Source organism: Tunturiibacter empetritectus (assembly GCF_014201375.1).
GTDB lineage: Bacteria > Acidobacteriota > Terriglobia > Terriglobales > Acidobacteriaceae > Edaphobacter > Edaphobacter lichenicola_D.
Map to the genome: position 1 here is coordinate 24055 of NZ_JACHDZ010000002.1, position 12124 is coordinate 36178.

Consider the following 12124-nt stretch of genomic DNA (forward strand, 5'->3'; position numbering starts at 1 on the left):
TCTCCAGCTCCACGCAGTGATCGGCACTAAATGATCGACGAACTCAAACCGAGCCCAACTAAGACGATTCGATACCTGAGGATTATGGTCGATTGAAAACCTATCTACTCGCAGTCTTGGCGTGTGTGATCGCACTGCCTATCGCCTGGAAGCTCGACGCTCCCTCTTCCTTCGCACGAAAAATGACCGGCTGAATTTGCTCCTGAACGTAACTAACCAAATCACCTTGAATCTGGAACTTCGAGAGTTGCTGCGCGCTATCTCAGCTAACATCTGTGGGGTTATGCGGTGCGACATGGTGGCCATCACCCTGCCTGCCGGCCCATCCAAAGGCCAAAGGCTTCTGGCACTGGATTTCCCAAAAGGCAAAGGACTCATTAGAGAAGGATTGCTTCTGACGCCCGCTGGCCCAGGCGGGAGAGCTCGTGAAAGCTTGAAACCGACGCTCGTGAGCCCGCTCGACCCCGACGCATTCTCCCCGGAGGTACGAGAGTTGGCCATTGCTGAGGGCCTGCAGCAACACTGTGTGATACCACTCGCGAACCTGGGTCGAGCGTTGGGGGCACTGGTGATTGCCAGAACAACGGATGTCTCTTTCTCGCCAGACGACTTAGAGTTTCTTGCACAAGTTTCAGGCCAGATCGCCATCGCAGTTGAGAACGCTTTGGCGTTTCAAGAGGTTTCTGGATTAAGAGATCGGTTGCAGTTGCTCCTCAATCTGACGACACAAATCACCTCGAGCCTGGACCTGCGGGAGGTCTTGCGGGCGGTTGCAGCCAATATACGCGAACTCATACACGCAGATGCCGTAACCGTTTTGCTGCCCGACGCAACGTCGGGAAAATTCAAACTATTTGCTGTCGATTTTCCGCACGGGCAGGGGGTTATCAAGGAAGAATTGTTGTTTACGCCAGGCGCCGCCGGTAGAAAAGCAGTGGACACCATGAAACCTGTGGTGGGTTACGCGCCGGAACTGGACGAACGCGAATCTTCTGAGGTGCGTGATATCGCGGCTGCCGAAGGCATGAAGGCTTCTTGTCTTATTCCGCTCGTAAGTCGCGGCCGGGTCCTAGGAATTCTCTCGATTTTACGCACGACCGAGACCCAGTTTACGCCGGAGGATGTTGATCTCCTCACCCAGGCTTCAGGACAAATCGCGATCGCAGTCGAGAACGCTTTAGCGTACGGCCAAATCTCCGAGCTCAAGGACAAGCTCGCCCTGGAGAAGGTCTATCTTGAAGAAGAAATCCGCATTGAAATGAACTTCGAGAGCATCGTGGGAAACAGCCCCGCATTAAATGCGTTCTAGAGCTGGTTGAAACGGTTGCTCCCAGCGATTCCACGGTCCTGCTATTTGGCGAGACAGGCACAGGGAAGGAGTTGGCAAACCGTCGGAATTGCCGCACAATTTAGCTTAACAAGGGTGCTATCCCTACGCCGACTGCGCTCATGAATCGCGCGGGCAACCTGGGGGGCACACGAACTCTTCGCACGGATGCCCGGCTGATTGCGGCAACGAATCGCGATCTGAAATCGATGGTAGAGGAGCAGAAATTCCGATCCGATTTGTACTATCGGCTGAATGTGTTCCCCATCAGAGTGCCGGCGTTGCGCGAGCGAAAGGACGATATTCCCCTGCTGGTGCGTCACTTCGTCAAGGAATTCAGCCGCCGGAATCAGCGCGTGATCGACACCATCCCCTCTGAAACCATGCAGGCGTTAATCCGCTATCACTGGCCTGGGAATATTCGAGAACTTCAAAACGTGATCGAGCGCGCGGTGCTCATTTCAAAGAGCCCCATCCTGAATGTATCTCTGGCTGAGCTGAAACCGGAGCCGAACTCCGTGCCCAGTCCATCTCCTGTAAGCCCCAGGTCCGCCCCGCAGGAAAACCTTCAGGACATGGTGGAGTGGACGGAGCGAAATCAAATCCTCCGCGCTTTGGAGGAGACGAACGGTGTGGTCTCAGGACCAAACGGAGCAGCTGCTCGCCTCGGAGTCAAGCGTTCGACGCTCCAGCACAAAATGCGGAGGCTTGGAATTCGCCTCTCCCGTACAGCCTTAGAAGACGCCGGGCCACCCTTGCAATAGCCTCAACTTTGCGTCGACCACTCTGAGCCTATCTCCGACTCTCAACTCTCATTCAGAATCGAGCGATTCGCCTGAAAGAGAGCGAGCCGCGCTCAGGATCTGACCGAACTGCGCGTCCTGTACGCCGTTATCCGGCGTGCTGTAGTTGGTGAGGTTGAGGAGGTTGAAGAGCTCCGCTCTTAACTGGAGTTTGCGAAAACTGTCTAGCTACCAGCCGTCAGATGGAGCTATAGGGCTAGGCCGTCAGGAGGCCTGTATGAACCGATTTTTTGGATCTAGGCCCTATGTTTACGTCCTACTGGACGATCAAGGTCAATGTGCTGTTATGCTGAACCGCTCCACTGGTTGCGGTAACTACGAGGGTATAGGTCTGCGCGGATGACGTTCCCTTTCCTCCACAACCGGTGATCCCAGCGCCCAAAGCTACAGCGGTTATAACCAGCAGTTTTGAGCCGAAGCGCTTTTTCGATCTTCTAAGGCGGCGCCACGTTGCTACTGGAAACACAAACATTGCGAGTGTGAACGGAGTTAGGCTGTGCGGCCATAGTCTGCCATTGATGGCCGTCTTTGCCGCAGTCTGGATATTTAGTGTTACGGTCTGAGCGGCTCCATTGGCCGGAATCGACGAAGGCGTAAACGTTGCCGTTGCCCCGTTGGGCAGGCCAGACACGGTAAATGTGACTGCTGCAGGATAGCCACCAGACATTGGGGTCAATGAAAAGCTGTACATGGCCACCTGACCGGCCTGAACTGTCTGTGTGGTAGTGCCGCCGGCAGCGAAGGCGAAATCAGTTGGGGCAGCATTCACTGTGACTGAGGCGCTGCCACTGCCGGAGGAAAAGTTTGTATCGCCGGAGTAACTTACATTCAGCGTGTGCGCACCGGCAGCCAGAGAACTTGTCGTGAAGCTTGCCTGTCCGTTTGTGAGCGTAGCAGATCCCAGTGCCGTCGTTCCATCGAGGAAGTTTATAGTGCCGGTAGGCGTGCCCGCCCCGGCGGAGCTAACCGTCACAGTCACTGTCTCTGTGTTGCCAACAACGATAGACGAAGCACTGAGTTGTAGGCTGACAGCGCTTGTAGCCTGCGTAACAGTCAGGGTACCGGCGCCAAAGTTGAAGGCGTAATTTGTTGCCGCCAACGTGCCTTGAGCAGCGGAAATGGGATAGCTGCCTGCGGAGGATGTCGTCGTTGTCGACGTTGTAAGAGCAGGCGCACCGCTGAGCACTGAGGCGGAGTCGCCGTTTACGAAGCCGCTCGTGCTGAAGGTGAAGATAGGATTCGCTGCGCCGTAGGTGCGTGTGGCGTTCACGGGCGTGATGGTGAGTTGAGCAGGTGTTACGGCCAAGGTTGTCGTGCTCGTCACTACCGCGTAGGTGACAGTGTCAGTTGGTGTGAAGGTCGTGCTGAGCGTCTGGCTTCCGACCCCGAGAACCGTACCGGCGACGGGCGAGTAGGAAAAGACACCGGGCACGGAAGCGGAGGCGTTGAGTTGTGTGCTGCCAAGGGGCGTGCCATAGGTAATTGCTGCCGGATTAGTCCAGGTGATGGCAGGGTTTGGTTTTACTGCCTGTACGCAGGTGGCTGGAATAATCACTACGGTCGACTTTGCGGCCGATTGACCGCTCGCGTCATAGGCACGGGCGACCAAATTGACTGACCCACTGCCCGGAACGGTCAAGGTAAAGGGAAGGTTCCCCGTGGGAATTCCAATGTAGGTCGCTCCACCGGTGATGCTGAACTGGACAAGAGTCAGGTTCGCGCCCTGTGCACCCGGAGCGGCTGCGACCGTAGCATTCACGCAGTTCGAAGAGTTTGCAGCTGTAGTCAGCGACAAAGTCGGTCTGGCCCCGCTGATCAACACACTCACTGAGGTGGAGATCGAGTTGCCGTCGGAGTCGGTGGCGGTGAGAGTCAGGTTGTGGGTACCCGGGTTAAGTGAGACAGAAAGAGGAGAGCCATTTCCTAGAGTCCCCTGAATATCCGATTTCCATACGAGGCTGGTACCGTGGAGCATGCCGTCATCCGGATCATAGGCTGCGCCGATGAGCAGCAGTGGGTCTGCGGTCGCATGGACAAAGTTAGCGGCCGGGGAAAGGATCTGCACAATGGTTGGAACCTTACGGCCAACCGAGAACGGGATCGAAGTCGCGTTTCCTGTATTGACCCCATCTGAGACAAGCACCTTGATGAGCGCCGTGGCACCATTCGTTCCGGGCAAAGAACCGAAATCGAGGCTGAGCCCATTGTCCGCAATCTCGCCCATTTGCGACCAGGTTGCACCACTGTTAGATGAATAGAGGACGCGCGAAGTGAGCGCGCTTGAGGGCGATGTTGCCGTCCAACTGACAGTCTGGAGGCCGGAGGCACTGAATCCAGCTACTGGACTGGTGATGCTCACAGAAGGAGCCGTGCCGGTAATGGCCACGTTCCCAATGAGTGTGCCGGTGGAGTCCTTGACAACGAGGGACGAGACACCTGACGTCACCGGAATCGACACGGCGAAGGTTGGATCGAAAACCAGGTCGGGACCGGTAGCAATGTCAGTGCCTGAGCCTATGGGTGTGAAGTACCTGGTATACAGGGCTAGACCCGCGGAGTTTTGCTCTTCGATGGAGTAGGTACCTGCGCCGGGGTCAGAGGTGCCGTTAAGGGTGTCCTGAAAGATAGGATCAAACACAACGCCGGTGGATTGAATCGCGCCCGATACCAGCCAGTATGGGCCGATAACTGGAGCCGATGCGTGTGGGTGCGCAAGTTGACTTGCTTCGGCGTGAACGGGACTGCGTAGTCGATCGCCAACGGGCGTGCCGCCTCCCAGTGTTTGGGTGACGGTATCGTATCTCTGCGGAGATATCCAGCGCGGAGAGCAGTAGCTCATCAATTCGAAGGTTGAATTGGGATCGAGTACCGTTCCCGTTGACACATCGAAGGGATATTCGTATTGAATGGAGCTCTGTACATTATTAGTAATCATCGGGTGCCAATCTGTGGTGGAATCTGCGGCCAGGTTGTAGCAACCCGGTGGCATATCGGATTCTGGTCCCCGAATATTGGTATGGCGAAGACCGAGCGTATGGCCCGTCTCGTGGGTCACCACAGTCGCAGTGGCGTCCACTCCAAGTCGTTCGGTGAAATCGGCTGACGTGGCCCCGCGTCCCGGAATTTTGTAGGCCACACCAGTATCGGCACTGATCTTGCCGGTGGGGTCCAGATTGTGACGGTAAATTCCGTACCGTAATGAGTAGGTATTGGCCGCAAGATCCGCGGCCTCATTTGCCACAAGATTCGTGTCAAACAGCACCTCTAACTGCTTAACCGACAGAAAGAGCCAGGACAGATAAGCGGAGGATGATGGAGTTGCTGGAAACACTACGTTGGTGATCCGGTCGGAGGTCATATCCAAAGTTACCGAATTGGTCGGCATCATCCTGGCCAGGAGTTCGGTTTTACCGATAAGGGTCGTTGGATCACCACAGTTCCAGGTTAGAAGCCCGGATTTCGAATCGCAGACGCTAGTCCCAAGCAGATGGATACCGGCTGTGTCCCGACTTGTGACCGTCAACGTCTCATGTTGCAACTGGTTTCCGGTCGTGTCATTCAGGACCAGATCGGCCACCCACGGTCCCGACGGCGGTGTGAAGTAAATGTCCACCGAGGGACACGAATTGTTATGGGAACGCTGGTCCGAAGGTTCGCAGCCGGGTTGCAGATCGATAGTCTTTGTCTCCGACACAACGCCACTCACCTGTAGGCTCACCGTAGTCGCCGTGTCCACCCCCGTAAAATAGACGCGCATTACAGCTGGCTTGCCCGAAATCATGGGCATCGGTGGCTCTCCGTTCGCCAAAAGCGCGGTCTTCAGGTCGTCCAGGCTCTGATACACCTGGATCGATTGTGTGAACTCGACTGCAGCAATAGGAGCTGGCGGCAGGATGAGGAATGGCAGGTTGACGGTGGTCTTGTCCGGAGTGCCTTCGGAGTCTGTCACCTGGATTGTGATGGTTGGCGTCGGCATCGCCGTCGCCGTTGTTGGAGTACCGGAGAGAATGCCAGTCGCTGGATCGAGTGTGATGCCCTCCGGAATGTAGGAGGAGATACTCCAGGTATAGGGCTTGATTCCGCCAATCGCAGGCAGCGTGAATGAATACTTAGAGCCGACTTGCCCCTTGAGGACAATTCCGTTCGCGATCATCAGACTCTGCTTGACCGTGAGCGTAGTAGTTCCCGTTGCCTTGGCCGGGGATGAGTTCGAGTCGATCACCTGTAGCCCGAAGGTGTAGGTTCCAAATTGCTTCGGGGTACCCGTCAATACGCCCGTCGCCGGATCTATTCCTAGTCCGGGAGGGAGCGCTCCGGAGGTGACAGTCGTGGTGTATGGCGGAACGCCATCGAACTCGTCAGGCGGAATAATGTAGGGTGAACCCACCAATCCGTTGGGAAGAGTTGCAGGCACATTGAGAGGGGCGATCACCTTCAATGTTGCAAAGCCGGACTCTTTGCCTCCACACGTGAGTGCATAGGTGTACAGGCCGCCTTTTGTCGGCGTAATGGTCGCTGAGCCATGAAACACTCCGCCACTGGAAGTCCCGGTCTGCTGACCGATCCACGCCCCCGCACCGGAGGAGGAGGTACTGCTGGTTACGGTTGCACCGCACTGCTGCGCAGTCAACGAGAAGGCATTGAGAACCTGCCAGGTGATGGTGACCGGATTGCCCGCCAGTATTGTGGTAGGGCTGACCGTAACCTGTACCGGTGGAGGGAGAGGAGTTGTAGGCGCGAATTTGAAGACGCCACTGACCACGGTGCCGTAGAACAGTCCATCGCTAGCCTGCACCAGGGGAGTGTTGGGATCGAACCCATCTACCTGTGGATTTGCTGAGGGGACCGTCGAGGTAGGTAAGCCTCCCTCAAAGTTATGCAGAGTGGTCAGTCCCGATGATGTTAATTGGTATAACGTGCCGCATCCTTTCGGAGCGCAAAAGGAGGAGGTTGTATCTCCGCCGAGTGCAGTTGCTCCGTAGAAGTTGCCGTCGCTTCCAACTAAGAGAGCGCTGTTTCGGGTACTGATGATATCGGGGAACGAGTACAGGACGGTAAGCGTGCCGCCGGGAGTTACCTTGAAGGCCGTTCCAGGGAGGGTCGTGCCCGAAATGTCAGAGACTTGATTAATGCCGTAGAAATTTCCATCGCTGCCCTCAGCCAGTGGGCCGCCAGTGCTGGTACCTTCGCTGCTATCGAGAGCAAAGGTATGGACGGGAATCAGTGTCCCGGTCGTCGTGATCCGTACGATCCCGCCAACAGTGGAACCGGTCGTGCCTAGCGGGACCCCTGGTGTGGTATGCAGCGTGATGTAGAAGGTGCCGTCGCTCCCTTGCACGAGGGAGGTCGCATTGGTGCCTTGGGCGGCGATGCCCGTTGTTCCATCATAGGGAAATGTGTAGATGGTGGTGAGGATCCCTCCCAGGGTGAGTTGGTAGAGACCGACGGAGTTCGTAAAATATAAATTTCCGTCGGAGCCCTGGATCAGGCCATTCGGTTGATTGCCGGGATCGAGCCCGGTTGAATTCGCGCCGAAGCTCTTCAGAAGGCTGAAGACTCCACCCGGCGTGATCTTGAAGATGACTCCGAGGCCGCCGGGACCGCTGTAGAAGGTGGAACCGTAGAAATTTCCGTCCGTGCCGACGATGAGAGCTGTGGGCATAAAGCCATCCGCGTTCGGATTCGTCGGCCCCGCGACTGGCTGGAAGGCATGGAAGACGCTCACACTGCCGCCCGGCGTGATCTGATAGATGTTTGAGCAATCCGAGCTGGAGCTGCCCGGGCACGTTGGTTGATTGCCTTGCACCGTATAGGAGTAGAAATTTCCGTCAGGGGCCTGCAACAGGCCGGCTCCGGCGTCTCCGATTTCGATGATCGTATTGGTCCCGGCAGAGGTTTGGGCCGGCATCGGTCCTGTGAAGACCAATACCAGGCTCGCAAAGACAAGCATTTTAAAAACAGGCAGATTCAAGAAACAGCGGAACATCTGGTCACCCCTTTTGGCGGGTAGATGGTGCCATCGACCGCTGTTCACGCGTCTCCCGCTCCAGTGCAACCGGGTGCTGAATATTGTCGGGAAGGGCTGAATGCGCGGTTTTGCGACATCTTACCGGGTGCTATCATAAGGTCCGAACCAGCGGCAACCAAGTGACATGTAGTGCCGAGCCGGGACAAATAGGGCCTTTTATTGAACGAAATCGAAGGAGTTACTCTATGCCGGTTCCTCCGCCCGAAACTTCGGATAATAGTGAGAGGATCGATCCCGCACCCCGGCTGGTAGGATGGAAAGAAATTGCAGCTTATCTGGACAAGGCCGATCGTACAGTCAAGCGGTGGGGACGAGACCGGGGGTTGCCCGTCCACCGTGTGCCAGGGGTCGCAAATACCTCGGTTTATGCTTATCCCGTTGAGTTGGACCGATGGCTTGAGTCTGCCCACGCTGCCGAGTTAACCAGCCCCGAAAAAACGGAGGAGATTGAGTTACAGGGAAATGAGCCTGTAATAGGAGTGCCGGCGATCGAATCTTTGGCCGCCGTAACAGTCCCGGTCTCCCCGCGTACCTTCTGGAGCCCTAAAAGAAAATGGGCGATAGCATTTGTCGCCATACTTCTTATCGCCATTGGGGTCAATGGAGCCATAGGCATATCTGGCGGTGGTCCACCAACCGATCTGCTTTCCTCATTTTTTGCAAAGAAGCACCGGCCATCGAATTCGGCCGCGTCGCTCGTCACCTCTGATGCGGAGAAGAAGATTGCTCGCGACTACTATCTGAGAGGCCGCTATGAGTGGAATCAGAGAACGCCGGAAAGCCTGAATCGCGCTCTTGATCTCTTTACCCAAGCAATTGTTCACGATCCCAACGACGCACATGCCTATGTAGGTCTGGCGGATACCTATGACCTACTTCGCGAATACTCAACAGCATCAGATAGCGAAGTGTTCCCGCGCGCAATTGCTGCAGCCAGGAAGGCAGTTGCCCTTGACAATTCGCTTGCCGAAGCACATCGAGCCCTCGCATTTGCCGAAATGTATGGAAGTTGGGACTTTGTCGATGCGGAAAAAGAATTTCGCTTAGCAATTGCACTCAACCCTGGCGATCCACAAGCCCGCCGGTGGTATGCCAATGCATTTGCCATGCCGGGCCGTTATGCGGAAACGCTGAAGCAAATGGATAAAGCCCAGGAGCTCGATCCTTCGTCTCACTCGACCCTCGCGGATAAAGGCTGGATGTTGTACAACTCCGGGAAGACCGAAGAGGCAATTACTTTGCTAAAGGAGGTAGAGCGATCTGCTCCAGAGTTTCGGTCCCCTCATTTTTACCTCATGCTCATAAGTCTGGATCTTCGCGACTATCCGACCTATCTTTCAGAAGGACAACTTGCGGCACAATCAATGGACGACCCCGTTCTTAAGGACATAATCAATTTCGCCCGGGCCGGATATAAACGCAATGGTGACCAGGGCCTATTGGAAGCGTTATATGCAAAGCAGAAAGAATATTACCAAGCGGGAAAATTGCGGGCCACTACGCTGGCAAAGACGTGCGCGCTCATAGGGAAAAAGCAGGAAGCATTGAAGCTTTTGGAGCAGGCGTACGATAGTCACGACGCAGATGTACTCTCGTGCCTGTCACATCCTGACCTGTTGACCCTAAAAGATGAACCCAAATATCAGATGCTGGTCAGAAGGATCAACTTTCCTGAAGCCTCCGCAACAACCTCTCAACCAAATCTGGCCAGGATCGGTAGTGGTCCCCTCGATACAACAACTCCTCAGCATTGAGCTAAGGCACTCGCGATCTCTCGACAGCGCGTCATTGGCATTCACGGCCGAAACCCGGTTCAAGCTGAGCTTCGACGAGGGCAGTGAGAGAAATACGATTAGCTGCGTTCTGCACAAAGACCTGACCGACGAGAATTGAAAGCGTCTCTCCGATTCGGTCAATCAAAGTCTCTCTTCCAAATAGCTGGCACCTCACAGTCGGGACATCGAGTGACTTCCAGTTCGATGTCAACTCGGATGGCCAGCGGTTCATCATGACCGCCACCGGCTCAACGCCGTTACCAGACTTTACTGTCATCCAAAACTGGCAGGATAAATTTCGCCTCTAGTTCTGAAATCTAAAAAAGCGGCAGTTAGCAACGATAAACGCGTATGTCGCCGCGAATGCTGGTGGATTCACGCCAAATCGCCAATGCGCTCATCGAGAGGCGTCTATCACTCCGCCTAACTCGCAATGACAAAACTGCACGAAGGATCGACTCACTTCGCGCGGGGGTTTGAAGCAGGTTTTTATGGTGACAGGAACAATACGGGAACATCACCCACTCATATTTTTAAATCACTTACAGGAAAGGAGTAAGGACAACCTCGGAGAATTACCGCTGAGATTTCCTGTAAGTTGTTGATTATAAATGGTGGCCAGAGACGGGATCGTTCTTTCCATGGGTCTTGTCGTTCTGTAAGTTACAGAAAATGCAATGACGAGAAATGCGAAAATGCCACCTCTCCCGGCTTGGCGGTACAAAATTGGTACAAAACGACCTCATCTCATAAATGACATTGCTGATTCTGCGACTGGCCGATTCGCTTCGCGATCACTGATTTCGCGGCGGTTCGAAGCTTTCTATAGAAAGTTTCTTCTCCCTGATAATATGAGTGCCTACCTGTCAAATTATCTACAACTATTTTCCCTGTTTTGCGTCATAATGTGCGTGAGGGATTTCCCTCGCAGACCTATTGAGGAAGTGATAAGGAGAGTGTGCTATGACCACGATGACTCGCTTTGTTCCGTTCCGTTCGCCGCTGGAGGGCGTTGCCGTACTCCAGAATCGGCTCAACTCTATCTTCAACGATTTCGCCAGCCCCAATGGCGAACTGCAAAATGAAAGCCTGAGTGCCGGGAACTTCATTCCTCCCGTCGATATCTACGAAGACGCGCACCGCTTGGTGCTGAGGCTGGAGGTTCCGGGTATCCCGCAGGAGGACCTGCAGATCAACTTGGAAAACCAGACCCTTACGGTCAAAGGCGAACGCAAGCTCGTCGCAGAAGAGAAAGAAGAGAACTACCACCGGATCGAGCGCAGGTATGGCAGCTTTGTCCGCAGCTTCACTCTGCCGATGACAATCGATACCGACTCCGTGCAGGCCAACTTCGAAAACGGCGTCCTTTCGGTCACGCTGCAAAAAAAGGAAGCTGCCAAGCCGAAGCAGGTCAAGATCGAGATCGGTTCGGGTAGCAGCTCGAAGTCGGCTCCGAAGCAGATGGAAGGCTCGCGCGCGGCCTGAGAGGCGGCGGCACCGCAACACCCCAAAATAACCAGACGTAAACCTTGCCCTGGGAAGGGTGCGCTCCTGGGAGCGCGCCCTCCTGTGCGGCGGTACTGAAAGGAGCAGTACCCAAGGAGGAGCCGTGAAGCATCTCTTCAATCTCGATTTCCAAAAACGTTGGGGCACTTTTTCGATCTACGAGAAGTTCGAGCACCTGATTATCACGCTGCTGACAGCCATCATCGCAGCTATCGTGGGGGCGGCGACCTGGCAACTCGTCCTCCATACCGTCGCCCTGGTCCGCAGCCACCTGCTTGATCCCAGAGACTCTCAGGTCTTCCAGACCGTATTCGGGATGGTTCTGACGGTCCTGATCGCGATGGAGTTCAAGCATTCCTTACTGGTCGTTCTGCATCATCAGCGCGACATCATTCAGATTCGCTCCGTCGTGCTGATCGCGCTGCTGGCACTGGTCCGCAAGTTCATCATCCTCGACATCTACCAGACTCAGCCAATGGTGGTCTTTGCCTTGGCAGCGGGTTCCTTGTCGCTGGGTATCGTGTTCTGGCTGGTCCGCAATGAGGATGACGGCAAAGCAGTTCCAGAGACCGGGTCAGAGACAAAGGCGAATGCCGACGCCGCACCGCGGCGTCCTTCGATGAGCGCCATCGACCGGCCGTGGCATAGCGCCCGGAAAGACCAACAAACCGCTTAACGAAAGGGA

Annotated in this window: 7 protein-coding genes and 1 pseudogene; 6 read left to right on the forward strand and 2 right to left on the reverse strand. The window is 55.2% G+C overall.

Translation table 11 applies throughout. The features are described from left to right. Positions 1-121 precede the first annotated feature (121 nt). The 3 genes from HDF10_RS06140 to HDF10_RS06150 are packed head-to-tail and all read left to right on the forward strand — an operon-like array spanning position 122 to position 2091. Positions 122-1309, forward strand: a complete 1188-nt coding sequence (locus tag HDF10_RS06140; RefSeq protein ID WP_183811666.1) for a GAF domain-containing protein — start codon at positions 122-124, stop codon at positions 1307-1309. Positions 1310-1311: 2 nt separating this feature from the next. Next, positions 1312-1413: a sigma 54-interacting transcriptional regulator gene (locus tag HDF10_RS21350; RefSeq protein WP_221271552.1), complete on the forward strand. Its 102-nt coding sequence runs from the start codon at positions 1312-1314 to the stop codon at positions 1411-1413. A 36-nt stretch (positions 1414-1449) separates the two neighbouring features. Beyond that, the gene (locus tag HDF10_RS06150) at positions 1450-2091 is read left to right on the forward strand and encodes an AAA-type ATPase lid domain-containing protein (protein ID WP_183811668.1); all 642 of its coding nucleotides are present in this window, start codon (positions 1450-1452) and stop codon (positions 2089-2091) included. Between the two features lie 48 nt (positions 2092-2139). Here HDF10_RS06150 and HDF10_RS21570 read toward each other — a convergent pair. Both HDF10_RS21570 and HDF10_RS06155 read right to left on the reverse strand, forming a co-directional pair. Next, positions 2140-2271 (reverse strand): annotated as a pseudogene (locus HDF10_RS21570) (hypothetical protein); the annotation flags it as partial. 115 nt (positions 2272-2386) lie between these two features. After that, on the reverse strand, positions 2387-8038 hold the full coding sequence (locus tag HDF10_RS06155; RefSeq protein ID WP_260177696.1) for a choice-of-anchor tandem repeat GloVer-containing protein: 5652 nt from the start codon (positions 8036-8038) through the stop codon (positions 2387-2389). A gap of 305 nt (positions 8039-8343) precedes the next feature. On the opposite strand from HDF10_RS06155, the gene HDF10_RS06165 reads away from it, so the two are divergent. The 3 genes from HDF10_RS06165 (at position 8344) to HDF10_RS06175 (ending at position 12115) form a co-directional block, all read left to right on the forward strand. Beyond that, the gene (locus HDF10_RS06165) at positions 8344-9912 is read left to right on the forward strand and encodes a tetratricopeptide repeat protein (RefSeq protein WP_183811673.1); all 1569 of its coding nucleotides are present in this window, start codon (positions 8344-8346) and stop codon (positions 9910-9912) included. 984 nt (positions 9913-10896) lie between these two features. Next, positions 10897-11418, forward strand: a complete 522-nt coding sequence (locus tag HDF10_RS06170; protein ID WP_183811674.1) for an Hsp20/alpha crystallin family protein — start codon at positions 10897-10899, stop codon at positions 11416-11418. 124 nt (positions 11419-11542) lie between these two features. After that, the gene (locus tag HDF10_RS06175) at positions 11543-12115 is read left to right on the forward strand and encodes a phosphate-starvation-inducible PsiE family protein (RefSeq protein ID WP_183811675.1); all 573 of its coding nucleotides are present in this window, start codon (positions 11543-11545) and stop codon (positions 12113-12115) included. Positions 12116-12124: the final 9 nt, after the last annotated feature.

What these genes read in the sequence shown, in the direction of transcription:
- HDF10_RS06150 (WP_183811668.1), top strand. Translation starts at nt 1,450, where the DNA reads ATGAATCGCGCGGGCAACCTGGGGGGCACACGAACTCTTCGCACGGAT.
- HDF10_RS06155 (WP_260177696.1), bottom strand. Translation starts at nt 8,038, where the DNA reads ATGCCGGCCCAAACCTCTGCCGGGACCAATACGATCATCGAAATCGGA.
- HDF10_RS06165 (WP_183811673.1), top strand. Translation starts at nt 8,344, where the DNA reads ATGCCGGTTCCTCCGCCCGAAACTTCGGATAATAGTGAGAGGATCGAT.
- HDF10_RS06170 (WP_183811674.1), top strand. Translation starts at nt 10,897, where the DNA reads ATGACCACGATGACTCGCTTTGTTCCGTTCCGTTCGCCGCTGGAGGGC.